Source organism: Paenalicyclobacillus ferrooxydans, from assembly GCF_001399675.1.
GTDB lineage: Bacteria > Bacillota > Bacilli > Alicyclobacillales > Alicyclobacillaceae > Alicyclobacillus_B > Alicyclobacillus_B ferrooxydans.
This window is the reverse complement of the sequence record NZ_LJCO01000077.1, coordinates 1-26,457: the sequence shown is the minus strand read 5'-3', so window position 1 is coordinate 26,457 and position 26,457 is coordinate 1. Positions and strand designations below refer to the sequence as shown.

The 26,457-nt window shown below is 52.3% G+C and carries 21 protein-coding genes; 13 read left to right on the top strand and 8 right to left on the bottom strand.

What is annotated here, in order from left to right; all coding sequences use genetic code 11:
• Positions 1–153: 153 nt before the first annotated feature.
• The 3 genes from folE (at position 154) to AN477_RS17450 (ending at position 3,986) form a co-directional block, all read left to right on the top strand.
• The gene (gene folE / locus AN477_RS17465) at positions 154–807 is read left to right on the top strand and encodes a GTP cyclohydrolase I FolE (protein ID WP_083486401.1); all 654 of its coding nucleotides are present in this window, start codon (positions 154–156) and stop codon (positions 805–807) included.
• Between the two features lie 313 nt (positions 808–1,120).
• A complete protein-coding gene (locus AN477_RS17455) occupies positions 1,121–1,675 on the top strand; it encodes a DUF1722 domain-containing protein (RefSeq protein ID WP_054970460.1) in 555 nt (184 codons plus the stop codon).
• 1,048 nt (positions 1,676–2,723) lie between these two features.
• Positions 2,724–3,986 (top strand): hypothetical protein, encoded by a 1,263-nt coding sequence (locus AN477_RS17450; RefSeq protein ID WP_054970459.1) that lies wholly within the window; start codon positions 2,724–2,726, stop codon positions 3,984–3,986.
• A gap of 55 nt (positions 3,987–4,041) precedes the next feature.
• On the opposite strand, the gene AN477_RS17445 is transcribed toward AN477_RS17450, so the two are convergent.
• Positions 4,042–4,221, bottom strand: coding sequence for a hypothetical protein (locus tag AN477_RS17445; RefSeq protein WP_054970458.1), 180 nt, complete (start codon positions 4,219–4,221; stop codon positions 4,042–4,044).
• A 713-nt stretch (positions 4,222–4,934) separates the two neighbouring features.
• On the opposite strand from AN477_RS17445, the gene AN477_RS17440 reads away from it, so the two are divergent.
• From AN477_RS17440 to AN477_RS17425, 4 genes are all read left to right on the top strand, one after another.
• Positions 4,935–5,114, top strand: coding sequence for a hypothetical protein (locus AN477_RS17440; RefSeq protein WP_054970457.1), 180 nt, complete (start codon positions 4,935–4,937; stop codon positions 5,112–5,114).
• A gap of 101 nt (positions 5,115–5,215) precedes the next feature.
• Positions 5,216–6,502 carry a glutamate 5-kinase gene (proB, locus tag AN477_RS17435; protein WP_054970456.1) on the top strand — a complete coding sequence of 429 codons (1,287 nt, stop codon included), beginning with the start codon at positions 5,216–5,218 and terminating at the stop codon, positions 6,500–6,502.
• A 91-nt stretch (positions 6,503–6,593) separates the two neighbouring features.
• Positions 6,594–8,087 (top strand): glutamate-5-semialdehyde dehydrogenase, encoded by a 1,494-nt coding sequence (locus AN477_RS17430; RefSeq protein ID WP_169787920.1) that lies wholly within the window; start codon positions 6,594–6,596, stop codon positions 8,085–8,087.
• Between the two features lie 506 nt (positions 8,088–8,593).
• The gene (locus AN477_RS17425; RefSeq protein WP_054970454.1) at positions 8,594–9,874 is read left to right on the top strand and encodes an APC family permease; all 1,281 of its coding nucleotides are present in this window, start codon (positions 8,594–8,596) and stop codon (positions 9,872–9,874) included.
• Positions 9,875–9,990: 116 nt separating this feature from the next.
• Here the strand turns inward: AN477_RS17425 and AN477_RS17420 are convergent, their stop codons facing one another.
• From AN477_RS17420 to AN477_RS17395, 6 genes are all read right to left on the bottom strand, one after another.
• Complete coding sequence (locus AN477_RS17420; protein ID WP_083486400.1) at positions 9,991–10,914, bottom strand: polysaccharide deacetylase family protein; 924 nt, start codon at positions 10,912–10,914, stop codon at positions 9,991–9,993.
• Entirely contained in the window at positions 10,914–11,150 is a 237-nt protein-coding gene (locus AN477_RS17415; protein ID WP_054970453.1) for an acyl carrier protein, read from the bottom strand. Before AN477_RS17415 ends, AN477_RS17420 begins: the two co-directional genes overlap by 1 nt.
• 24 nt (positions 11,151–11,174) lie before the next feature.
• Positions 11,175–12,842, bottom strand: coding sequence for an HAD-IIIC family phosphatase (locus AN477_RS17410; protein WP_054970452.1), 1,668 nt, complete (start codon positions 12,840–12,842; stop codon positions 11,175–11,177).
• A gap of 90 nt (positions 12,843–12,932) precedes the next feature.
• Positions 12,933–13,769, bottom strand: a complete 837-nt coding sequence (locus AN477_RS17405; RefSeq protein ID WP_054970451.1) for a TylF/MycF/NovP-related O-methyltransferase — start codon at positions 13,767–13,769, stop codon at positions 12,933–12,935.
• Positions 13,770–13,787: 18 nt separating this feature from the next.
• On the bottom strand, positions 13,788–14,921 hold the full coding sequence (locus AN477_RS17400; protein WP_054970450.1) for a GNAT family N-acetyltransferase: 1,134 nt from the start codon (positions 14,919–14,921) through the stop codon (positions 13,788–13,790).
• A gap of 1 nt (position 14,922) precedes the next feature.
• Positions 14,923–15,333, bottom strand: coding sequence for a VOC family protein (locus AN477_RS17395; RefSeq protein WP_054970449.1), 411 nt, complete (start codon positions 15,331–15,333; stop codon positions 14,923–14,925).
• 719 nt (positions 15,334–16,052) lie between these two features.
• Here AN477_RS17395 and galU point away from each other — a divergent pair.
• Positions 16,053–16,943 (top strand): UTP--glucose-1-phosphate uridylyltransferase GalU, encoded by an 891-nt coding sequence (gene galU / locus AN477_RS17390; RefSeq protein WP_054970448.1) that lies wholly within the window; start codon positions 16,053–16,055, stop codon positions 16,941–16,943.
• Positions 16,944–17,385: 442 nt separating this feature from the next.
• Here the strand turns inward: galU and AN477_RS17385 are convergent, their stop codons facing one another.
• Positions 17,386–17,568 (bottom strand): hypothetical protein, encoded by a 183-nt coding sequence (locus AN477_RS17385; RefSeq protein WP_054970447.1) that lies wholly within the window; start codon positions 17,566–17,568, stop codon positions 17,386–17,388.
• A 132-nt stretch (positions 17,569–17,700) separates the two neighbouring features.
• Here AN477_RS17385 and AN477_RS17380 point away from each other — a divergent pair, with 132 nt between their 5' ends.
• The 5 genes from AN477_RS17380 (at position 17,701) to AN477_RS17360 (ending at position 25,531) form a co-directional block, all read left to right on the top strand.
• Positions 17,701–18,873 (top strand): mannose-1-phosphate guanylyltransferase, encoded by a 1,173-nt coding sequence (locus tag AN477_RS17380; protein WP_054970446.1) that lies wholly within the window; start codon positions 17,701–17,703, stop codon positions 18,871–18,873.
• Positions 18,874–19,101: 228 nt separating this feature from the next.
• Complete coding sequence (locus tag AN477_RS17375; RefSeq protein ID WP_054970546.1) at positions 19,102–20,055, top strand: GDP-mannose 4,6-dehydratase; 954 nt, start codon at positions 19,102–19,104, stop codon at positions 20,053–20,055.
• A gap of 192 nt (positions 20,056–20,247) precedes the next feature.
• Positions 20,248–21,348 (top strand): glycosyltransferase family 4 protein, encoded by a 1,101-nt coding sequence (locus tag AN477_RS17370; protein ID WP_054970445.1) that lies wholly within the window; start codon positions 20,248–20,250, stop codon positions 21,346–21,348.
• Positions 21,349–21,561: 213 nt separating this feature from the next.
• Positions 21,562–23,616 carry a glycosyltransferase family 4 protein gene (locus AN477_RS17365; protein WP_054970444.1) on the top strand — a complete coding sequence of 685 codons (2,055 nt, stop codon included), beginning with the start codon at positions 21,562–21,564 and terminating at the stop codon, positions 23,614–23,616.
• A 268-nt stretch (positions 23,617–23,884) separates the two neighbouring features.
• Complete coding sequence (locus AN477_RS17360; protein ID WP_054970443.1) at positions 23,885–25,531, top strand: glycosyltransferase; 1,647 nt, start codon at positions 23,885–23,887, stop codon at positions 25,529–25,531.
• Positions 25,532–26,457 lie beyond the last annotated feature (926 nt).

Below are 26,457 nucleotides of genomic sequence, written 5' to 3'. Positions count from 1 at the left end.
TTCGCACACTCTGCACACGCACACTCTGCACAATGCGTACACTCTCACTCTGCACCCGTACACTGTACAACTCTTGGCCTGTAATGAATTCAACCACTGAAGAACTGTACTACCAATGAAGAACTGCACTACCAACAGGAGGCACGATGAGACATGACACCTGATAAAGTGACTGCTCTGGCGCTGGCCAATGAAGATACACGCGCAGATGCCACAGACACCACACTTGATGACCACACCGCAGTCGATCACGACAAAATTAAACTGGCTGTCCGCATGATCCTGGAAGCGATCGGTGAGGATCCGACTCGCGATGGACTGCTCGACACACCGGATCGCGTGGCGAGGATGTACGCTGAAGTCTTTTCTGGTCTGCGTCAGGATCCGAAAGAAGTGCTGTCGGCAAGGTTTGAGGTGGGCGACAGCGAGATCGTGCTGGTCAGAGACATTCCGTTCTATTCGATGTGCGAACACCACCTGGTTCCCTTCTATGGGAAGGCGCACGTGGCCTACGTTCCGAGAGATGGCGTTGTCACGGGTTTGTCCAAGTTAGCTCGACTCGTCGAGGCCTACGCTCGGAGACCGCAGGTGCAGGAGCGGTTGACCAACGAGATCGCGCAAACCTTGTACGAAGAACTGAACGCGGAGGGTGTGTTTGTGATGATCCAGGCCGAACACATGTGCATGAGTATGCGTGGGGTGCAGAAACCGGGATCGTCTACCATCACCAAAGCAAGACGCGGGAACCTGACTTCGGCACAGGAGCAGGAAGTGTTCACTCTGCTGCAGGCTTCGCGGCAGCTGTGAACATAAGCTGCGAGGAGACCTGCTTTTATGTGGGCAGACCTGCCTCCATGTGGGCAAACCCGCCTCTGTGTGGGCAAACTCGCTCCATGTGAGCAGACTTGCCTCCATGTGGGCAGACCTGTCTCCAGTGAGCAAACCCGCTTCGATGTGGGCAAACAGACCGTGCTTTTTTTGGCAGATGAGACGGTGTACAAGAGGCTGACAATGCAGGCACCCTGGGAAGGCTCTCAAACTACTGCTGCCTAAGGGTTGGCTCAAGGTGCCTGCTTCACATACAACGATGCTTTGGAAGTTGTGCGCGGGGTGAACGAGGATGGAAGCTTCCGGATCTGAGACACGTGTGGAGCTGTTGTACAAAGGCTGCGAGGCGTTTTGGAGAGACGTGAAATACGCTGTCATGGCAAGGAATTACCGGTTCGTTAAGGAACTGTCTGCGGAACTTAGAAAGGCAGGAGAAGAGGCATCTCTCCTACACGATCCGCTTCCCTTATACAGGTGGCTCTCACATGTAAAGCGTATTGAAGCCGATCCGGTGACGAATTCTGCACTGAGAAACACGGCCTACCATCTCTTGGGATACTGGAAACGCGACTTATCCGTAGAAGAGAGACAACGTCTCTCAGACAGAGTGATGACGGATGCGACCTCGGTCCTGTCCGAACTCAAGGCACGCCTCAAGGAGATCGAAAACGCGTATCTTGAGACATCCTACATATGGACGGACGAGCCATGGGACAGAGCTGTGTTTATGAGCAGTGGACGTCAATGGTGCTTACAGATCGAGGGTGAAGGTGAATGTGGGGGTGGGGGTGGAGTTAAGGCCGAGGTTAAGGTTAACGTTAAGATTCAGGTCGCCCCGATGGATTAGAAAAAGTGCAGGATCTCTCCTGTCCGCGATCCGGTTGTTAAGTCGCTCCCAGCGACTTACCGATGCCCTTCAGGCGTGGGCGAGCGCTGCTTAGTCGGTTGTAGCGACTTAAACTGTCGGATTTCGCATGTTTAGTCGGTTGTAGCGACTTAAGTCGTCCCCGATCCGGTTGTTAAGTCGCTCCCAGCGACTTACCGATGCCCTTCAGGCGTGAGCCGGACCTGCTTAGTCGGTGTCAGCCACTTAAGCTGTCCGATTTCGCGTGTTTAGTCGGTTGTAGCGACTTAAGTCGTCCCCGATCCGGTTGGTAAGTCGCTCCCAGCGACTTACCGATGCCCTTCAGGCGTGAGCCGGTCCTGCTAAGTCGGTCAGAGCCACTTAAACTGTCGGATTTCGCATGTTTAGTCGGTTGTAGCGACTTAAGTCGTCCCCGATCCGGTTGTTAAGTCGCTCCCAGCGACTTACCGATGTCATTCAGGGTTGAGCCGGACCTGCTAAGTCGGCCAAAGCCTCTCAATTTCCCCTATTGCTGTTCACTCCAGGTTAATATTTGCTTACCACTCTTGTTTCTTGTGACCCGGGCAAGTTGGCCCCTGTGATTTCGTGCCCGATCACGCTCACTCCACCGTGTTTTCCACCCGAATAAAAGGAGAAACCTTTCGTGCCAGGCTGTACTCAACGGAGCACATCCAAGCTGTCGTGGAAAAATTTCACACATATATAAATCACTCTATTCAGGCAGGGGAAAACAGGACAAATACCGAATAACTTACAAGTATCGACAGCGAATGTTGTCAGTTATGCGCGATAAAGCACGAACGAACAGAGATTTAGGATTTACGAGACAAAAGCCAAAAGCAGAGATAGAGTGGAAAAAACAGAGAGTGGAAAAAACTCGAGTCAGTAAAAATTGAAGTTGGCGCAGTAAAAAGAGAAAAAAATACGCGCCTTCACCAATGCAGAGGCCTTACAGATAAGTTTGAGACGAGAGAGCAGTAGAGGCCCCGACTGTAGCTCCACACACAGAATGGGTCTAGGGGAGATAAGGATGAGCGTATCAAAGCAGCAGTTGGATGAGGTGCGCCTTACGGGCGTAAACGCTGCTACCGCAACAAACGAACTGGATTGGATTGCTCTACTAACGGATTTTGCCGAGCAATACGAGATGCAGTTAAATGAGACGCTCAGGTGGATCTCAAGTCGTACCAGCCTGCAGGTAGCTTGTGAAGTGATGGGGATTCCATTGTCTCCCTCCATTGCATCCAAGTACACCCCAAGAGACTTGGAGATGCTGAATTCACTTGGCGATGTGCTGTGGACGCACGGATGCAAAGTTCCTCGTCTGATGGAACACCGCAGAATGGAGTATGTAAGGAAAGGTCGAGATACAATGGGTTTCTCCCTCACTCCGGAAGAGTACTTGCGAGAGCGAGCGGCTGGCAAGAGTAAGAATAAGATTGCAAAGCAACAAGGTATCAGCGGTCCGGCACTGTTTCATTGGCTCAACAAGTGGGGCTTGAAGGATGTTGCGGTTGAACAGCAAGAGATAGAACAGATGTTAAGTCGCAGTGCCCTGACGTCTTCGGCGACGATTGCTGAACCCAGCGCAGATGACTCTGATTCGGAGTCTATCGAGAAAGCGAATCCCACTTCAGAGAATGACGATGTGGCTGCCTCTCTGGAGGGCGAAGCACTTCCCGCAACTTCAGCAGGAGGAGAAGCGGGGGAAGGCAGTGCATCGGGTGAAGACGGTACTCCAGGGTACGTCCTTTACCCGCGCCGGAAACTCCATGTCGTAGGGCAGCCATCCAATCAAAATGAGGTTCTGCTCCAAAAACAGACGATCAATGCCGAGCAATCATGCAGCGTACCGGCTGTCACCGCTGTCCCCCTAGACACGGTTTACGAGAAAAACGGCGATTCAGAAGTTCTAGAGTCCAAGGGCGGTGATTCCAAGGGCCATGATTCCAAGGCCTATTCCCAGGCTCATGATTCAGGGGCTCCCGCTCCATCTGCTTCCGATTTAAAGACTACTGGTACACAGGTTTGCGATTCAAATGCTCTCGACAGCATTGCAGACATACATATCCCTCTGGTCGACAGACAAGGACTTATTTCTCTTCCGAAAATCATTAATACACAGGAATTATCTCGGGATGAACTAATGCAGATGGGGATTAGACTTTTGCAAGAGGCAGTCGGACGCGCTTACGGTGATTTGTCAGATCTACTGGGCACGGGGCCTGCGGGTGAGCAAATTCATCAATATGTGGCACATCAAGTGGAGAAGTTCATCGGCAAAAAGGGGTGACAATTGGCCCGGGCTAGGTTGGTCCTCGCCCGGGCCAACTCGCCATGGTTACTGATTACTGTAGTTCTAAGCCTGTCTCTCGAATGGCATGTTCCCAACTCGGATAGTAGTAGAGGGCGTGTTTCATTAAATCCGGATCAGCCTTTTTCACGCGTTTTTTGTTCAGAGATTCACCTTGATCATTAAGTTGTTTAATTTTCGTAATGACCTCTTCAGCACTCATTTGAAGTTGCATTTTCGACTCCTCCAATCGAGCTTACATGGATAACTTTGCTACACTAGCAGGTTGCCCTGATTCTAGTTATCTGATTCCTCTTTTTGACCTCAAAAGTTATTTTTTGTTGAACTTTCTTTCTCATTGCTGTGATGGCGCTTCATCCATCACAGTGAAGCTCTTCCTCCATTGCAATGGCCGCCCTTGATCCATTGCAGTGTCCGTCCATGATCCATCACGATGACCGACCTTCATTCATCGGCAAGACTCTCCTTCATTGATTGGTATATGCCCCCCTTCGAACGCATAGAGAAGAGAAGAGTGTCCTCAACAGAAGGCTTCGTACCTGACTCTTGCTCTGACTCTTGACAACTGTCAGAAAGCATTGTATAAACATACACAATCGTAAACATCGTGACGGCCATGAGGGAGACTGCGATACATCACACTTTATCCGTCCCAGAGAGCGAAGATGCATGGGCTGGAATTCTTCGCCGGATAAGACGTATCAGCACCCGACTCCTTAGCTTTCCGTGAAAAGCGGAACGGATCCCCGCCGTTATTGGGTTGAGTGATCGTGCCTTCGCTCGTGAGTTCTCTTCGCTGCGTCGGACGATTATGAAGGTGGTACCGCGGAATTAAGCCTTTCGTCCTTCGATGGATGAGAGGCTTTTTGTATTTCTATTCAACGCAAAGGAGTCAGATGGCAAAGGAGTCCGAGGGCACAGGTTCAGATGGTACAGGTTCAGATGGTACAGGTTCAGATGGTACAGGTTCAGATGGTACAGGTTCAGATGGTACAGGTTCAGATGGTACAGGAGTCCGAGGGCACAGGACTAAAAGGGCACAGCCGTTACATGGTACAGGTTCATCGCACACAGGTGTCAGAGGGCGCAGGCCAGAGATGGCAATGAGTCCAAGGGCGCGGGTTCACAGGGTGTTCGTGTCACACGGCAGACGTGTCAAAAACGGATCGAATTGGCTTGATTATCAGCAGATGCCGGGAGGTGCTTGAATGCAAACGATGGTTGTGAAAATCGGATCGAGCTCGATCACTGATGGAGACGGCCGACTCTCTGTCGAGCGACTGCAGGGCCTCGTTGCCCAACTGGCTGAAATTCAGCTGTCCGGGCGTCGGCAGGTTGTGCTTGTGTCGTCTGGTGCTGTAGCGGCGGGGATCGGCAAGCTCGGTTGGCGCCGCACCAACATCACAATGCCGGAGAAGCAGGCGGCAGCCGCTGTGGGGCAAGGTGTCTTAATGCACACCTACGAGCAACTGTTTGGGGCCTGGGGTCTAGCGATTGGTCAGGTCTTGTTAACGCGATCCGATACGGCCGACCGATCCCGCTTCGTCCACGTCCGCAACACACTGATGACGCTCTTGCACCATGGCATCATTCCAATCGTCAACGAAAACGACACAGTCGCTGTGGACGAAATCCGCTTTGGTGACAACGATACACTCGCCAGCCTTGTTGCCTTGGTGACGGAAGCCGACGAACTGGTGTTGCTCACGGATGTGGATGGATTGTACACCGGAAACCCCGCAACGGATCCGCTGGCGGTTCGAATTTCCGACGTTTGGGAGATCACCGAGGAGATGGAAGCTGCGGCTGGAGGCTCAGGAAGCCGAGTCGGCACAGGTGGCATGCGGACCAAAGTCGGGGCTGCAAAAATTGCTGTGGCAGGCGGATGTGATGTCGTAGTAGCGTCGTCGGCAGAGCCGGGCGTCCTTCTCCACCTTACTAGAGATATTGGCGGATCGCCCGACAGCCCAGGCACGATCGGACACCGTAGCGCTGCAGACACTAGCAATCGGATCCACGGTGTAGGAGATATGGGTGGAGCAGGCAACGGCCAAGGCAGCGGCCAAGGCAACGGGAACGGCAACGGAGGGCCCTGCAACCGTGCGGACACGATCAGCCAGCGCTCCGGCGATAAGACGTCGGTTGGCACCCGCTTCCACGCGAAGGCTGAGCCTGTCTCGCTCCGAAAGGCGTGGCTTATCCACGGATCGAGATCGGAGGGCGAACTCGTCATCGATGACGGGGCCGTCCGGGCGTTGAGAAATCACGCGGCGAGCCTGCTTTTGCCAGGTGTGCGTGAAGTGAAAGGTGAGTTTCGGGAAGGTGCCGCGGTCGATCTCGTTGATCTCACCGGATCGCCCATCGCACGAGGTATTGTCAGCTTTTCCGCACGCGATCTCGAATTCTTGATACGCCGACAGCAATCTGGTGAGCGGTTGACGGATCTGCCGGAAGTTGTGCATCGCAACGATATGGCACTGGTAGACCGGGTATAAGGGTGACAGCTGCTTACATGACGCTGCTGCATGATGACTGTTTACAAGATGGCTGTCGATTGAGCCAGTAAGGACATAGGAGGGATGGATGGTGACCAATCAGGAACTTCGTGATTACGTCTACGAACGGCTTCACCGCGCGAAGAGGGCGACGGGTACCCTGGGATTGGCCTCGACGATTCAGAAAAACACAGCGCTCGAGCGCATGGCTGAGGCGTTGTGGCATCACAAGGAGGACATTCTCGCCGCGAATGCAGAGGATGTGGCGGAGGCAATGCGACAAGCGAAGCAAAGGCACGCGGGCGAGGCTTCGGAGTCTGCGGGGAACAATGGTGGTATGGTCGGGGCTGGACTAGCTCGGATTGATCGGCTCACGTTGACCGAGGAGCGGATCGCTCAAATGATGACCGGACTACGCCAATTAATCGACTTAGACGATCCGGTTGGGGACATCCTCGAAACCACCCACCGTCCGAATGGCCTCGAGATCACTAAAGTTCGAGTGCCCATGGGGGTTATTGCGATGGTCTATGAAGCGAGGCCCAATGTGACTGTGGATGCAGCCGGACTTGCAGTCAAAACGGGTAATGTCATCGTCCTTCGCGGCGGGCGAGAAGCCCTTAAGTCGAACCAGGCGCTCGTCGCCGCCTTGCACGAAGGGCTGGAGTCCGCGGGATTGCCGCGGGACGCAGTGCAACTCATTGAACGGGTTGAACATGCGACGGTGGACCTCTTAATCGAAGCTCGAGGCCTCGTTGATCTTGCGATTCCGCGCGGCGGAGCAGGCCTGATTCAGCGGGTGGTCGAAAACGCCCGGGTTCCGGTCATCGAAACGGGGGTCGGAAACTGTCATGTCTACGTAGATGCTGCAGCCGATCTCGATAAAGCCCTCCTGATAATCCTCAACGCGAAAACACAACGACCATCCGTCTGCAACGCGGCGGAAACCTTGCTGGTCCATAAAGCCATAGCTGACAGTTGGTTGCCTGCTGCTGTGGGTACGCTGATCGACGCTGGAGTAGAGGTGCGGGCGTGTCCACGCACCATGGAGGCTTTGTCGGCATCGGCAGTGGTGGGGACGGACGGACAAGGTAAGAGTGAAGGGAGTACCTTCGAGAGCATCGTCGGTGTCTTCGAGAGTAGCTTCGAGAGTAGCTTCGAGAGTAGCTTCGAGAGTAGCTTTGAGAGTAGCTTTGAGAGTACCTTCGATGGAGCACTAACGAAGGCCCGAGTTGTCGACGCAACTTCAGAGGACTGGGACACGGAGTATTTAGATCTCATCCTGGCCGTCAAAGTGGTAGACAGTCTGGAAGAAGCTATGGCTCATATCGCACAGCATGGAACGCAACACTCGGAGTCTATCGTGACTGAAGACCAGGAGGCAGCAAGTCGCTTTCTAGATGCTGTGAATGCGGCTGTTGTCTATCACAATGCTTCGACTCGTTTCACCGATGGATTTGAATTTGGGTATGGGGCAGAGATTGGGATATCGACTCAAAAACTGCATGCCCGTGGCCCGATGGGACTCAGGGAACTGACCACATACAAGTTTGTCGTACGCGGGGCCGGCCAAATTCGGGAGTGAACAGGTTTGTGCGGGGGTGAACTTGCATCCCAGCGTCCCGATCTAGCATCCTGCGAATGCCTGAACTAAATCAGAAAGTGTCATCAGTTTTCTCGGGATGCACTATCTTACTGCGGTGTAAAATATTGTTGTATCAATCATTGGTGTCTGTACTGTTGACGCCGTCTTGCAGCGTATGCCGCCGCCGGCCGGCTCAGACTACCGGTTTATACGACTGGCTGAGACTACTGGTTGAGACTACTGGTTGAGACTACTGGTTGAGACTACTGGTTGAGACGCCTGGTTCGGCTAATTTCGACCTGTACGCCTTCTTGACATTTGCGCGGGGAACCTTCGAACGCCTTACGTGAGAAACCTTTTGACGTCTTGCCGGCGCTGCCTTCTTTACATGCCCCTTCCGAGAACGCTTGACATCGCTGTCCGGTGAGGCTAATCTAAAGTCCGCCACTAAAACAAACCCGACAATATAAATATAAAAAGTATGGATTAGAGGTGTTTTGCTAGGTATGGAGGAGAATTTAAAGAAGGTGCTCAGGACCCCAGAGGTCCTGTTGATTGGTATTAATGGGGTTGTCGGCGGGGGGATTTTTCTTCTGCCGGGCCAGGTCGCGAAGCTTGCCGGCCACAACGCTGTCTGGGCGTATCTCGTGGCAGGCATCATTGCCATTTTGATCGGTCTCTCATTTGCAGAAGCAAGCAGTATGTTCACGAAGACAGGCGGCGCGATGGTATATACCGAAGCCGCGATGGGTAAGACAGTCTCATTTACGGTCGGGTGGATGAGTTGGCTTACGTATGTCGCGGGATGGGCGGCACTGTCGAACGGGTTCTTCAGTTATTTGTCATCTCTGTTCCCCGTGATCGCTCCGTATAAGAACATCATTATTATCGTCGTCATCGGTTTGCTGTGTCTCTTGAACACGTTTGGCGTCCGCAGGGGTTCGGGTGCGATTGTATTTTTCTCGATCGCGAAGTTGATCCCGCTCCTTCTCCTGATTGTCATCGGGCTGATTCATTTCACCGGGTCGCCGGGTGCAGCATCAGTAATGACTGGCGGAGGTTTCGGGAAAGCAGTGCTGGTCCTGATTTTTGCGTACGGTGGGTTTGAAATGGCGACCATTCCAGCAGGTGAGATGGTGAACCCGCGGAAAACGGTCTCTGTCGCGGTCATCGGCACCCTGGTTGGTGTGACCCTGTTCTATATGTTGATTCAAATTGCGGCAACGCATCTCGATCCCGCTTTGGCCACTGCAAAAGCCCCGCTTGCGGCTGCTGGAAAAGCGATGTTTGCTGGCGGCCTAACAGTAATGACCGTCGGTGCGGTTCTCTCGATCTTTGGGACAAAGAGTGGTGTGGCGTTAGCGGCACCAAGACAGCTTTACGCTATCGCGCGCGACGGTGGACTGCCGGGAGTGTTCGGCTTCATCTCTGAGGGGCAAAAGACACCTGTGGTCGCCATCTGGACAACGGGGATTCTCGTCATGATCGCGGCCACCACTGGCACGTTCAACACGCTTGTGCTTTTGAACGTTGCAGCCAGGGTGTATGAGTACTTGCTTGTCTGCGTGTCGGTGATTGTCTTACGGTTTAAGGATAAAAATGCGGAACGTCCGTTCCGCCTTCCATTCGGGATCCTCATTCCAGTTGTGGCTGGTATACTCTGCATCTGGTTGCTCGCGCAGGAGGCAGGTCAACAACTTGGCGTCGCCTTGATAGCCCTTGTTATCGGGCTTGTGCTCTACGTATTGACGAAAGTGATCGGCAGACAGCCTTCCACAGGGCGGTAAGTGGACTTTCGCTTGTGGGCTCCTTTCAAAGGGGGCGTTAGACGTGGGACATTTGCTTAAGTAAAATTGGACATTTACAGTGGCGGGAAGCGATCGGGCGCTTCCCGCTTTCGTATTTATTGAGGGAAATCATTTGTATCCATTCGAGGGATTTGTAACGGATCAGTCGATTCGTTTGCCAAGCTTACTTGTGTGGTAAATCCAATTTTCCCGCCGAACTGTTTGACTAGTGACAACGTGGTATCGTTGTATGCACCGTAGGGATAGCACATGGACCATTTTTCCATATCGACTCCCAACGATTGAAGCATGTTTAGAGAGTCTTGAATTTCTGCCTTCTGGTCCTGTTCTTTGAGTGTATTAAGCCATACATGTGTCCCTCCGTGGTTCCCAAAGGTCATGCCACCACGGACCATGCACTGAATTTGATCAGTGGTCAGATATAGTTCTTCAGCAAATCCAGCCTCGTCACTTGTAACATAGGTATCAAAGAGGGTCTGTGTGATGGATGAGCGCACCCCATGGGGCAATCCCATCTGTAAAATACGCTTAATAAAAATAACTTCTGCCGGATCAAATCGATTGGCATGCGCATATTGCTCGTAGTACTGTTCCGGCGCCAACAGGTTGTACTCGGAACTGTAAGAACGGATTAGATCGAAGACCATTTTCACAATGTCGGATTTGTTGTCTATGGAAGCGAGTATAAAGTGAATTTTGTTCACATCAAGTACTTTATGGTGGCGAATAGTCGTCACGGGTGGAAAGAATGCTCCTGTGATACCCATAGAGTCTAGAATTGGGTACACATATCGATAATGGTCGGCATATCCGTCATCGAAAGTGAGCAAAATCGAATTTTTCGGTAGTTTAGCCCCCCCGTGATAGGCATCAATTACCAGGTTCGTTGTTACAAAAACATAGCGCGACTTGAACCATTCCAATTGGCGTTTAAAGCCTTGGACGGAAAGACCTTTGATTCCCTTGTAAAAGGAACGTTCGAGTTCCCGGACATAGTGGTACATAACAACGGTAAGCATTATGCATTCACCGTAGCCAACAGATGGAGAATCGCTTGTACAGACGTCGTCTCGACCATTTGGTCCGCGGAAAACGAAACACCAAAGGTAGATTCAATCTCCATGAACAAATTGAGGTGCCCAAGAGAGTCCCATTCAGTAAGGTCCCCAAGCTTGAGGTCTTCTGTAATTGTCTCCATTGGAACTGTAAATACGTCACTCATGAGGATTTGTAGTGTCTTAAAGTCTGTATTCATTCCTTGAACCTTCTCTCGTTAGTTTCATTCTTCGCTGATACGAATGTGGTTAGGTTTGCACACCTTATCGAGATCAATCATGTGTTGTTCGTTAGTTTTCAGTTGAGGTCTGAGGAACTCTAATATGGGCTTGTTTTTGGGAGTTTCCTTATACGCGGCTTTCAACGAACGAAGTCCCGAATTCATTAGTCGAACAGCGACCATATAGAGAATCGCATGCTCTACTTGCTTGCCCATTGCTCGACAGCTCATCACGAAGTCAACAATCTCCCGAGCCCCCTCTCCATTCCCGATGGTCGATACCACGCCAATCAGACCCAAGTCACCAAACCGATCTTTGACACGAAAGGTGACCGCATCGGCTGTTTCTTGATGAAGCCAGCCAAGGAATTCATCTTCGGTCATCCGGCGAGTAGAGAGGTTGAACTGGTTTGTCTTGTTCATCAGTTGGACGACACGGGTAAGGTTCTGCTCCGTCACGGGTGACATAATGACCTCAATTTCGAGTGATTGTAGCCATTCTTGAAATGATGAAGAACTAGACAACTCAATGTTCCGGCTCTGTTCGGCTTTATAAAGTTGTGTCCGTCCCCTATCTTCATGAGTGATGTTTATCGTCTCAAAACAGGCAAGATTAGATAAGAACGACGGGTAGGCTGTCACGTCCTGTGGTAAGTCTGGAACATACACTTCCGGCAATGCCATGCGAACCCTGTCTCGTTCACTAGGATTGTCATCGAAGAACACAACCGCATCTATACCAATATTTAATTCTTTCACCATATCTATAATGTTTTGTGCCTTGTCTTCCCAATTGATCCGCCATGTTACGAAGTCTTCCTTGCGCAGAATCATTTCAGAATGATTTTGGATGGTGTCAAGTGCGATTGATTCCTCATTCTTACTGGCGATAGCAAGTAGAATTCCTCGCGATGATAGGGCTTTAAGGCTCTTTTGAAATGCCACGAAACTCTCCCCAATCGGGTCGATGCCACCAAGTTTGATGTGGTTTATTCCGTCATCTCCAATGACGCCGCCCCACAGGGTGTTGTCTAGGTCACACACAATGAGCTTTTTCGTCTTTCCTACTGCACCAGAAGCCACCGATACGATTTCATTTGCGGCCTTAACGAAAAATTCGCGAGAATAGTGAACCTTGCCGACGGCGTATAGCTTCGGATCGTAGCTAGGCTTCTGTAATGATGCATACCAATATGACGAATCTAGCAAGACGACGTTTTTTATGTCTGCCAATTGTTCAGCCAGGCGAAGATTCATGTGCATGAGTATGTTTGATACCCCTGTGCGATGTTTCATGGTGATGGCCTGAATCCAGCGCATATGTGGGGGTAGACTCCATGACACGATGAACAGGAGTTTGACGCGAGACGCCGCCTTACGGACTATGCGCACGAAAGCATCGACTTCAGAGAGAATTGCTTCTTGAGATATAGACGCGAAATTCAGTAGGCGCGCAAAGGGTGGGAACAAACGCTCAGGTGTTGTCCAGACTACACAAAGATCAGGGTTTGATTGCCACACTCCATCTGTGTCATTAAGTAGAATTTGTGTAACCTGATTGTAAGGAGCAACCGTCGCCTCAATGCGAATGTCGTGTTCTGCTCTAGAGAAGTGCTTCAAGATTGGATCAACGACAGTATCAGCAACAAAAACAGTTTTGAGCGTGGTCATGCAATTTTCAACGCCTTTCAAGTATAAAGCAATTATCTCACCGATTTGGGAGAAATCATATTATTGCCACTCATTCTGGGTTCAGAGCCACTATGGTTTCGTGATAATGATGCTTCCACAGAGGTCTGGAATCGGCACACAAGGGACGGAATACTCCGCTCGGAATCGATTGACTGCCTCTTTCGTGCCGTGAAAGCGGGAACTATTGTAGTCGTGAACAAAGATATATCCACCGGAAACTAAGCGTGGATAAAAGTACTGCAGGCCTGCATAAATCGGTGCAAACAGGTCCACGTCGAGACTGACGAAGACGAATTCTTCTTCCAGGCCGTTTGACGTCTCGGGAAAATATCCTTTTCGAACGACACACCTATTTGGATCTGGAATCTTATGCAAAACCAACTCCTCGCTAGTAGCGGAGAACTCTCCAATACGTGAGTCCGAGTATCCAAAGGCCATCTCTGTCTTAATGTCACTTTCCGAAAACCCTTCAAACGTGTCAAATAGATAAAATGTTCGTTGCGGGAAGACTCGTCCGATTTCTCTCGCAAAATCTCCACGAAATACCCCGAGTTCTGCAACACTACCATGCAATCGTCGAGAATGAATCTCATCTGCTACAAGCTTGAGCGTCGCTGTACGCACGTTGAAAATCTCATTTTGGTAATAATCTACGACTACTGAGTCCGAAATTCCAAGTTCACGCAGTTGTACCATCACTTGTTCTCCGTGAATGTTCCCAATTATAATTAGGTCATATGGAATAACCTGCAAGGCTTTAGGAGAGTAGACCTGTTTGCCTAGAAATTTGGATCCTTGCTTTGATGGATCATTATCAACAAAAGCCACAATTTCAAATTCATCACTTAATAGATACGAGACACGAAGACCTCCGTCACCCGCCCCGAATACTACTGCTCTTTTCATACTTGATACCCCTGTCATTCAATAAGTAGGTGTTGGCCAGATGTTTGGTCGATCCATATCACAGTCCGCTTTGACAAAATATGTTTCATCCGGTGACAGTTGAATGGGCTTGTTGTCTCTACCTCTAACCTTCCAAACGAAATTAATTGGTGTTGCTTTTGGTCGGTAAGGCTGGAATAGTTGAGCAAGACCAGTTGTCTCATCCTCCCTTGTGAAACCTACATCGAAGAGAACATGTTCTAGTCGACTGGTACTCGATTGATAATCGACCGCAACACAACCTTCATCAATCGCCCATCGCAGCACGGAACGGATTAGGTGTACAAACGTGTCAGAACGAACGCCGTTCCAAACGCGATCGTGAAACGGAATGAGTTCAATTAGACGTAAGACTTTCAACCCATGGACATCAAGCTGTGCAGGTGCATATGCGCGTTCCACTCTGGCGACAATGATTCCCTCCTCGGTGGGGGAACCAAAAAAAATGTAAGAAAAACCCTTATTTTCAATATACCTCCATGTCCAAAAGTTCGCGTTTCGGTTTTGTGTAAACCGAAAATTTCCTACGATACTAGATTGAAACAGACGCTCAAGAGCAGTTACATTAATGTGTTCCAGCGGTCTGGCCGGTGAAGTTTTGCAAGCCTCGTTTCGAACTCGATTTGCCCAAATTTCAATGTCCACATCTTGGCGAGGCTCAATCAGAAGCTTTCTGTATTCAGAAGCACTAAGTGGAGCAACGTAACGATTTAGACGAGACAGTACGGAATAACCCATTCGTTCATACATTGAAACGACGTTTTGATTACAACCTAGTGTCAGTGTAACTGGTACGTTCTTTTCAGTTTGTCGTATCAACAGCACACCGAGACCGCGATTTCGTAGTGATTCGTCGACGACCCACATCGTGAGAGCATCGCCGTATATCGTTTTTCCATCAAATTGGTACTGGCCAGGAATGTTCCCCAAAAATCCGAGAATTTTCTTCTCATCTACAACGAGCAAGGAATGAGAGTCATCGTTCCAGTCTTTGCATCGATATTGCCAGTCAAAAATTGTGGAGTCGTAGACTACATGGTTTGGTGCCCAATTCTCCTTTAGAAAAGTAATGAGATCTTCCCAACGGGTTTGGTCATACGGCACAATGTCCATTTCAAGGCTCCCTTTGCAACAGTTCGTACAACCCCCACGTTGGGCTATAGACCCAAGCGATTAGCCGACCCGCAAATGCCACCGCCGGAACGGGTTGCTTAATGGCTTTGAATTTTTTGAGTTCAGCAGTTTGTATCGCATCCTGTATATCGTCAACTTCGTAACAGATGTGAACGATCTTGATACCCTTTTTCAGACTGTTGATTATTGGGGAATCGGAGCTTGCGGGTTCAATCACTTCGACACAGGAATCCCCCACGTTGATGAATCCCACATTGACCTTTTGAATCGGATCGTGAGTCATCAAAATTCCATCAAGTCCAAGGGTTCTAGCGCTCTGTACGGCGACCCCAATATGATGCAATGTAGCCGAAGGGGGAAGGAAATCTACGCGTATTTGTCCAAACGGCAATCAGGATACAACTCCTTCAGTTAAAACAACCGATACGATCAATGTATGGTGGTATACATACAATGATTGTTTCAAAAATGGGGAAGTTTTGTAGAAACGGATACAGGAAAAAAACAAAATTCACGAATTTGGCTAGGACTGCAACATGTGTAACGCGTTTTGGGCCCTTATAAAAATCGAATCTACACTAGGTGAATACATAAAGGTAAATTGTGGATTAAAATCCTGTGAAAGTATTATGCCCATCTCAGCTTAGCCTGACTTGTTCTACGTCTTGTTTAGGATCGGCATCTGGTACTACATCATTTGAACGATCTCTTTTTGCATTTTGTTTTAGGAGCGTCATTAATTAGTTTACCTTTATAAGAGAATTTGCCTTGTCGATCCTGACGCCTTACACGAGTAGAACAGGATGATACACAGCACGCATACTATGAAGAAGTTCGACGGTGTAAGTTATTTTCTAAAGCTCATATTGTATTAAGTTTTACATATCACGTAAGCGGTCAAATAAACCGCCCGGTGGTGGGGGTATAACCTTGTAGAGCCAATTTTCTGTTGTAACCTTTTTATAATCGGTTTGGCAGCGTGATGTATGCTGTAAGGACCACTCCGATTGAACGGGAGGGCGTGGCTGCAAAATCGTGATATAATGACTGAAACTAATAAATGGTAACAGGCCTGTGCTGCTGCGCGGGTGTATTAAAGGGGTGCGTTAAATGGGAGATTACCGGGTTCGGAAAGCGGTTATTCCCGCAGCGGGACTGGGGACAAGGTTCTTGCCTGCCACGAAGGCGATGCCGAAGGAAATGCTTCCGATTGTAGACAAACCAACCATTCAGTACATCATAGAAGAGGCTGTAGAAGCGGGAATTGAAGACATCATCATCGTGACTGGCAAGGGGAAGCGGGCCATTGAAGATCACTTCGACAGCTCTGTGGAACTGGAAGAGTTGTTGTTGTCCAAGCAAAAATACGAACTATTGGAACATATCCGTTCCATCAGCGATCTGGCCAACATTCACTACATTCGCCAACCTCGCCCGTTGGGACTAGGGCATGCGATTTGGTGTGCAAGGCGATTCATTGGCAATGAACCCTTTGCGGTCTTGCTCGGTGATGACATTGTAAGAAACGGAGCGCCAAGTCTTCACAGCATGACAAAGTTGTGTGAGGAAACACATGGATCGGTTTTGGCGGTCCGTCAGGTGCCGCTCGAGCATGTGTCACGGTACGGTATTGTAGATGGCGACATGTTGAGCGATGGGACTACACGAGTACGCAATCTCGTTGAGAAGCCTTCTCCTGAAGATGCACCTTCAACCTTGGCCATCATCGGTCGATATGTACTCACGCCAGAGGTTTTTGGTTATTTGGAGCAAGGCAAGATCGGTGTCGGCGGGGAGATCCAGTTGACGGACGCGCTTGTTGAGCTCAATCGGAGTCAGCCGATGCTCGCGTATCCATACGGGGGAGATCGATTCGACGTTGGGGAGAAGTTCGGCTTTATTGAAGCAACTCTGGAATTCGCGCTGCAAAATCCGGAACTGCGCGATCAGGTTGTTCAGTTGATGGAGCACCTCATCCACCGTTCCAAGGTAACGCCGTAGTGGCTGGAGGGCTCGCCGCTTAGTGGGTGTCCGTGGAGTCCTGAGTGAGGTTGGGCATCATGCGGCTGTTTACGGATCGGACGCCTTTGTTGTTGCCACCTGGGTGGCGATTTTCGGTTTGTTCACACGCTGCTGTACACGATCGCAGTTCCTCTAGGACGAGGGGGCTGCGATTTCTTTTGCTGTAGAGGAACAGAGTTCCGATATGTACGGAGGGTCGGTGGGGTCGGGCGGTGCTAAAGGAACAGAGTTCCGCTAAAGTCAGGCGGGTTGATTCCAGGTAGGTTTAAGGGACTCACAACGCCGCCTAGCTAACGGTAAAAACTTCCCTTATCGGCCCACATTCGCCGATACCCGAAGAAATAAAGGAAGAGATTTCCGCTATAGCGGAAATCCTCCTATAAATTTGAGCTTGGTGAGACTGTAAGGGAAATTTGGTGCGTTAATAGTCGCCCGCCATCGCAATATATCCGGTTAACGGTAAATTTTGGCCTTGTTTTGACAGGCTCACAAACCAAACGTAGGTCGCTGGAAGGCGGCCTTTTTTGCGTTCCTCCAAGCCACCCCAAGCCACCCCCAAGCCACCCCCAAGCCACCCCTCGAAGCCGTACAGAGCCTCCGACACAAGCTGGCTTCCTTGATACGGGTCTCATTCGCCGCTTTTATGGACGGGCTTTGTGGGCCGAGATTCTTGTCCATAACGCCACCACCGTCGCTCGAATAGGATGTCCGTAAATGTGGTGAAAGGAGCGATTGTGTGGAGTCATCAGTAAAGGTGCTGTTGATGACTGGGGGGAGCGGAACGAGACTGTGGCCAAAGAGCCGAAAGTCGATTCCAAAGCAATTCATGTCACTTGGCACCAGAAAAACGCTGTTCCAACAAACTTTGTCTCGCGTCATGTCATTGGTTCCGAAAGACTCAGTCTATGCGGTGACACCACCGGAGTACCTTCAACACATTGAGAGTCAAGCACCAGAAATCCCGGTGTCACAGATGATTGTGGAACCAATGCAGCACAGTACGACAGCATCTCTGGGGTACGCCACGATGTGGCTTAAAAATCAAGGAGCCTCCCCAGATGACGTGGTGGTGATTTTACCTACTGACGCCTATGTAGGAGACGACTCACAATACATCAAGACGTTGCAGGAAGCGATCGCGATCGCACGGAACACCGACGGTATTGTGACAATCGGAATCCAGCCGGACTACCCAGCAACAGGGTACGGATACATTCAATGCACACCGGATAAAGTCGGTCAAACGGCGCGTCAGGTGAGGAGATTTGTTGAGAAACCGGACGAGGTGCAAGCCCAGAAGTACCTTGCGCAAGGTGACTACTTTTGGAATGCAGGAATGTTCGTCTGGAAAGTCTCAACCATTTGGAACCTGTTTCACGAACTGATGCCAAAGGAGTGTGAGAGGCTATCCGAAATGGAGGCCATGCTGAAGGCCGGCATGATGGTCGAGCCGACGACACAAGCGGGCAAAAGGGACGAAGGCTCCAGCAAAGATTCGTCGGAAGCCGGAGTCGTGCAACGGATCGCTAGCTCCGATACGAACGCGTCATTCGCTGCGCTCAAGGCGAAGTATCAGCAGATGCCCAAACAGTCCTTTGAGTACTCGATTGTGGAGAGGGCTCCTGAGCTGTATATGGTGCCGGGAGAGTTCGAGTGGACCGATCTAGGCACCTGGTCAGTGTTACTCTCCAAACTCGGGAAAGGCTCCAGCGGGAAAAACGTTGTTGCCATGGATGCAGACGGTTGTTTAGTCGACACCGGTCAGAAACTTGTCGGACTCCTTGGGGTCCAGAACCTGATTGTCGTCAATACAGAGGATACCGTGTTTATTTGTCATCGTGATCGCGATCAAGATGTGAAGAAGTTTCGACGACTCCTGAAGGAACGAGGCTACGAGGACCTTTTGTAGGTGGCTCCGGGGCGGGCCCGCCACACTACGGACCTTACTACCGACCTTACTACCGACCATACTACCGACCACACTACCGACCTTACTACGGACCATACTACCGACTACACTATCGACCTTACTACGGACCATACTACCGACCACACTACTTACCCAGCTACGAAGCCATCACGGCCCACCGGGACACACAACGAGAATCGACATCATGAGAATTGTGAGGTGGAAGTTTTGAAGGTTTTGATTACTGGAGTGACCGGGTTTGTCGGCAGCCACTTGGCTGAGTACCTGCTTGCGAAGGGAGACGAGGTGTACGGGACGTACCGTGTGCGCAGCCGCATGGATCATATTCAACCCATCCTATCAAAGATTCACCTGATGGAATGCGAGCTGAAAGACCCGGTTTCGGTGCAACAGTTGATAGAGCAGGTGAAGCCCGATCGCATTTACCACCTGGCTGCGCAAAGCTTTGTTCCGACGTCTTGGAACTCACCCCAGGACACGATGGTGAACAACATTGTCGGCGAGTTAAACCTGTTTGAGGCGGTGCGGAAGCAGGGGTTGCTGAATTGCCGGATCCAGATTGCCTGCTCAAGTGAAGAGTACGGCATGGTCTATCCGGAAGAGACACCCATTCATGAGGAGAACCCGCTCCGGCCGCTTAGTCCGTACGGAGTGAGCAAGGTTGCCCAGGACCTCCTCGGCTATCAGTATCACGAGAGCTACGGGCTGCACATCGTTCGGACGCGCACCTTTAACCACGAAGGCCCGAGGCGTGGTGAGGCGTTTGTGCTCTCGAATTTTGCCAAGCAGATCGGTGAGATTGAGAAGGGCCTGAAGCCTCCGGTGCTCCACGTCGGAAACCTGGATGCTGTTCGCGATTTCACCGATGTCCGGGACGTGGTTCGTGCTTATACTTTGGCGCTCGATCACGGTACTCCTGGCGAAGTCTACAACATTGGCACGGGGACTACGTGGCGAATTGGTGATGCGCTCGATGAACTCCTGAAGCTGACTGATACCAAGATTGAGGTCCGTCAGGACCCAGCGCGTATGCGCCCATCCGACGTCATGATCCTGCACTGCGATGCCACACGGTTTATGTCAAAGACCGGATGGCGCCCAGAGGTGCCGTTCCACAAGACCTTGCAGGATATGCTCGATTACTGGCGCGATCGCGTTTAAAAGGTACACACGCCAGGCTAACGCAGGAGGCGCACAAGCCGCACCGCAGGAGGCGCACAGGCCAGGCTAACTGCAGGTCAGTCAGGCCGACGCCAGCTCAGCCACCTGCGCGGCCACTTGCGCGGCTCACGCCAGGCCCAGCCCGTACCATACCCATACACAAGACAGCAAGAAATGGAGGAGGTGTTGGTGTTGCAGGTTGTATTCCGTGATTTGTTCTTTACCTCGACCGGGTGGGGCAGCGCTGCACGAGGGATTGCGTTTGCCATGGAAGACCTCGGTGTAGACGTAAAGCTCGACATCATTGGCCCGCACGGTGGGAACCTCGAACCTGCCATCGTCGATCGCTTGCAACGCATGGAGCAGAAGCCCCTGCAATCCGAGCGGGTTTTGATCACTTTGGACGTCGACTACCCAAACAAAGGTCAGTACCTGAAGACCATATCCTGCACCATGTTTGAGACGACAAAGGCACCAGCGTCCTATGTGAAAGGGATTAATCAACAAGACGGATTGATCGCTCCAAATGAGTTTAACCGCCAGTCGTTTCGTGAAGCCGGCGTCACGGTGCCTATCCAAGTAGCGCAGTACGGCGTGGACCCCGTTCAGTTTACCCCTAACGGCCCACGTGACCGACTCGGCGAAGCAGATGACACATTCGTGTTCCTATCTGTATTTGGATGGTCTGACAGAAAAGGACCGGATGTACTCGTACGGGCATTCCTTGAGGAGTTTACTGCGGACGACCCAGTCGCACTGATCATCAAAACCTACCGCGCCGCCAACGGGGATTTTCCGATGGAGTGGTACGACCAGTTGGCATCGGGTGTGCCGAAGGCGAGGCCGCCCAAGGTGCGGATTATCTCGGTGGAGACCACACCGGATCAGATGGCAAATTTGTACCGCGGTGCAGACTGTTTCGTGCTGCCGACGCGCGGTGAGGGTGTCGGGCTGCCGATCCTGGAGAGCATGGCCTGCGGGGTGCCCGTCATCACCACGGGCTGGAGTGCGCACACGGACTTTTTTGGGCCAAGCAGCGGGTATGTCATCCCGTATCGGCTCGACCGGGCGCATCCGCTTTGGTACACCGACCTGTACCAACCCGATCAACTCTGGGCTGAACCCGATTCCGGCGCCTTGCAAGCCTTGATGCGTCGTGCCTACACATTTCGGGAGGAAGCGAAGGCAAAGGGTCAACACGGCCGATCCGTTGCAGAACAGTGGACCTGGCGACACTCTGGTGCGCAGTTCATCCAGGCGATCGAGGCCATCGTTGGCCGACCGATCCGGTAAGCGAGGCCAGTCAGCCTGCGCGATGCGCCGTCGCTGGTGTGGGCCGAGTGAGCCTGCGCGATGCGACGTCGCTGGTGCGCGTCACCTGGACGGCACCACCTGGTTGCGCTGGAGAGCATGACTCACTCGGCTCTCAGCCGTAGGTGAGCCACGGTATGAGCGCCACCGGATCGGCCAGAGAAACAGACCAAAAGAAAGCGAGGAGAGAGCCTTATGCGTGTAGGGGTTGATATGCACTTTGCCCAGAGTGCGATGGCGAATGCCGGGATCGGAAGATATGCGCTTGACCACTTAGCGCACCTCAAGGAACAGGGCGGCATCGAACTGCTGCTGTTTCAACCCGTATTTGAGGGGATGACGCGAACACAGTACGTGGACGCATTATCGCGGTTTATCATCGACAATCAATTGGACATCTTCCACATCCCAAGTCCCATGTCGGTGCCGTATCCGGACGTCATCGGATCGTCCGAGATATCACCTGTGCGTCTGACAGCAAGCGTCTACGATCTGATTCCCATCATCTACCCGGAGGTGTACCTACCGTCCCCAGAGTACCGGGCGCGTTACGAGGCGCATACGCAAATGCTGCGCCGAATGGACGGGATGTTGGCCATATCAGACCATAGCCATCAGGACCTGCTTCGGTTTGGTTATCCGGCAGAGAAGATCACGACGATTGGGACCGGTGCAAGCGATCTGTTCTTCCCCATGCCAGACGCCCATCTGGATGACTTCGTGGGGGTCTTTCCAACGGATCGCCAGTATGTGCTGGCTTTTTCCCCACTCGACTTCCGGAAGAACATCCGCCGCACGGTTCAGGCCTTTGCGATGGCTACTCGCAATCAGCCGCGTGATTTCCAACTCGTGATTGTCGGGGATGCACCAGCTGAATTAAGGCAGGAACTGCAAAACATAGCGGCGCAGCACGGACGTGCCGGGGCGGTCCACTTTACCGGGCGCATCTCGACGGCGCAATTGTTGCGTCTTTTCAACCGGGCTTTTGCCATAGCGTTCCCATCCCTCTACGAAGGCTGGGGCCTGCCAGTGCTCGAGGCCCTGCAGTGCGGGACACCAGTGCTCACATCGAACACCACATCGCTGCCCGAAGCAGCGGGCAATGCGGCAGTCTACGTCAATCCGGAAGATGTACACAGCATTGCGGACGGGTTTACGCACCTTCTGTTTGTGCCGGGCGCCCGAGACGCACTCGCTGCGGAGACCCTGGCCGTAGCCGCGAGACATCAGTGGTCAGAAGTCGCACAGAAGACAATGCAGGTGTTTGAGTCCTTGATGGCTATGCCGATTCCTGAGCGTCGGGCTCACGTGGTCGGTAAGCAGGGACAGATCGTTCTGCACCCGAACCGCTACCGACTTGTCCGACCCGGACGCGGCAAACTCCCGAGGACGTACGTGTCGTTCAACCTGCAGGAGGTACCGGATCACATGCGGATTGTCCGGGCGGAAATGCACTTTGCTATGCGATCCGGTACCCGCAAACCCCTGGTACGCTCCGTCACCGAAGGGTGGTCGGTGGACAGCGCCGGGCGGAAGTTTCCGTTGACCCGCTTTCTCAAAGGCGGGGGGCTTGGGCGGATCGTCCGGGCTGCTGCGGGTCCTGGCAGTGCAGGGCTTGGCAGTGCAGGTGCTGGCAACGTAGCAGGTGCTGCGGTGTTCGTTGGGCTTGCGGAAGTGGCTGGAGTTGCAGGTGCTGCAGTGGCTCAAGGGGCTGGAGGCGCCGTGGATGGAGTTGCAGTTGGAACTTCGTTTGGCGGTCGAACTGGGGTGTTCGTTGGGCTTGCCAGAGTTGCTGCGAACAGGCGGAGGCACCGTGGTGCAGGCGCTCGGCGAATCCTCCGAAGGGGCCGCCGTTTAGCGCAGGGTTCCCCTCGGGCAAAGAGCAGCGGATCCATCGCCAATGGCCGCAGGTTAGCCGCCACCAAGGGACAGAGGATAGCCCGGGCGCAGGTCCGCGGGTCAGCTCCCAACAAGATCCGGGGGTTAGCGGCCAACAAAGGCCGCAGAGCCATCGTGAACAGCCGCAAGTTGGCGGCGAACAAGAGCAGACGTGTTCAGGGTGGTCAGCGTGCACAACAGCGTAAAGGCAGCTTTAGCAATGAAGCGGTGATGCAGTGGCCGTGTACGATCCTTGCCAGACGTTGGCGGCGATTACCGTTGCAGAACCATGGCGTAATGGTCCGTCGGGCGTTGACCCGCGTCCCCGTGCTCATCGTCACCTACGAGTACACGACAACAGAATACCGATGAAGGGTGGCGCTCCACTGCGAGCGCCTCGCTTGTTTTGTTCTGTGGACAAACGTTGTCGTGAAAGGTCGTCGTAAAGGGCCATGAGGGGAGAGTCAGGAAGAGAGAGTCAGGAAGAGAGAGTCAGGAAGAGAGAGTCAGGAAGAGAGAGTCAGGAAGAGAGAGTCAGGAAGAGAGAGTCAGGAAGAGAGAGTCAGGAAGAGAGAGTCAGGAAGAGAGAGTCAGGAAGGAAGAGTCAGGAAGGGAGAGTCAGGAAGAGAGGGTTGCGAAGATGCAGGTTGTGTGGGAAGGCAATTGGCACAGCCCCAACGGGCACGCCACGGTATGCAGAAACATGGTTCGCGCACTCACCAAGAGAGGCATTGATGTCCGGTTGGATTCACCCATTCAGGAAGATGCGGGTCAGCCTACAGATTTCGCGGATCAAGACCTACGTATAATGGCCAACCGATCCGCTGCACAGCCGGAGGATACCATTCGCATCATCCACCGGGTACCTACGGATTTTGTGCGGGGGCGTGATCGGCTGACGATTGGTATGACGTACACAGAAGCAACGAGTATGCCGCAGGAATGGGTCGATGCTGTCAATAGCCAGGTTGACGCACTCATCTTACCTTCTCAACAGGCGGCTCAAGTGGCCATGAATGCAGGTGTGGTTCGCCCCGTCTGGGTAGTCCCACAGGGAGTGGATGTTCACGCCTTTCGTCCAAGGCAACCAGGTGAGCCCGATCCGTTTGATTGGCCCCACTTTCGCTTTCTATCGGTTTTTGAGTGGGTGCCTCGTAAGGGGTACGATGTGTTACTGAATGCGTTTTGGGATGAGTTCAGCAATCGAGATGATGTGTGTCTCGTCATCAAGACGCGGTACTTTGGTCAGGGCAGCGTACCTGGTGGGGCAGCGAGTGCTTTGGATGAACTGCAGTACTCATACCGTGTGTATCAGCAGACGCACGGCGAGGGAATCGGCACGACACCGGGCAAGCAGAGGGTGCAGTCGGCGGGGCGAAAACGCTCAAATGCAACTGGCAAGAGGCCGGGTGGAAAAGCAGTGAAGACCGCCGGTAAGGCGAGAGGTCGAAAGAGACCGGACGAAGTGAGCAAGGCCATTGGCCGGACAGGTCAGCGGAAAGCAGGCAAGGCTGTTGGCCGGGCAGTCCGGGGAAAAGCGGGCAAGCCTATCGGCCGCCTAGGTCAGGGGATGGTAGGCAAGGCTGTTGGTCACCTAGGTCAGGGGATGGCAGGCAAGGCTGTTGGCCGCCTAGGTCAGGGGATGGTAGCGATTACACGACTAGGAAAGGCAGGAAAGTCCGTCGGTCGTATAGGTCGGGGCGTTAAGCGTGCTGGTGTTAAACGCGCTGGCATACAGAACCATGTTCTCAAACACACGGGCGTGAGCCCTTCCGAGATCCATTATGGACCTAGGCTGCCCTTAGAGACCTTCGTCCGTTTCGCGCCAGATGACAAGGCACCCATCTACTTGTACGAGGGTATGCTGGCGGAGGTAAAGCTCGCGGAGCTGTACCGATTCTGCTCCACCTTTGTGTTGCCAACGCACGGGGAGGGGATCGGTCTGCCCTTACTGGAAGCGGCTGCAACCGGGTTACCGCTGGTTGTAACTGGTTGGGGTGGACAAATGGATTTCATACGAGCGGAGGATGCATACACCATTGACTACACCATCGGAGAGGTGCCACTGCAAATGCAAAGCACGTGGCCGAGTTTACGAGGCGGTACATGGGCTAATCCAAGGCTCGACAGCTTGCGCAGCCAAATGCGGAACCTTTACGAACTGAGATTCGAAGTGAGTCCGAGGGCGGTGCGCCAGCAGCAGCATGTGATTACGAAGTGGAACTGGGATGCGTGTACATCTCATCTGATTGCCCACCTAGAAGGAGCGTTGGGAGAAGAGCTGTAGTTGAGTTTGAGGGGGCTCGCCGGTAGATGGATCGCGTGGTCAAGGGGTGGCTGCCGACTAAACCCGGCGTTTTGCCGTCGAGAGGCATCGTTAAGTCGCTGTGAGCGACTTAGAGTCCATGGATCGGTATTGTTAAGTCGCTGTGAGCGACTTAACTCCTCAAAATTCTAGAGTTAAGTCGGTGTGGCCGACTTAGCCTCGGTGTCTAGCCGCCGAGAGACCTCGTTAAGTCGGTATGAGCGACTTAGAGTCCATGGATCGGTATTGTTAAGTCGCTGTGAGCGACTTAACTCCTTAAAATTCTAGAGTTAAGTCGGTGTGGCCGACTTAGCCTCGGTGTCTAGCCGCCGAGAGGCCTCGTTAAGTCGGTATGAGCGACTTAGAGTCCATGGATCGGTATTGTTAAGTCGCTGTGAGCGACTTAACTCCTCCAAATTTCAGAGTTAAGTCGGTGTGGCCGACTTAGCCTCGGTGTCTAGCCGCCGAGAGGCCTCGTTAAGTCGGTATGAGCGACTTAGAGGCCATGGATCGGTATTGTTAAGTCGCTGTGAGCGACTTAACTCCTCAAAATTCTAGAGTTAAGTCGGTGTGGCCGACTTAGCCTCGGTGTCTAGCCGCCGAGAGACCTCGTTAAGTCGGTATGAGCGACTTAGAGGTCATGGATCGGTATTGTTAAGTCGCTCTGAGCCACTAACGTTGCATTAAATAGTCGTTGGGGTGTCAAGGTCATCCCAAGGCATAGCATCGGCATGTAGTTGGAACATTCAGTCAGATTAACTGACGGTGTATGGGCTAAAAGGATTACACCTCTTAGACAGATAGCCTACATTCCAGATTTTGGCGTATTTAGACTGGGTCGTACTCCAGGTCATCCAAGTGTTCAATATCTCCGTCTACGTACTGCTGCAGCGTCTGGGAGAAGACTT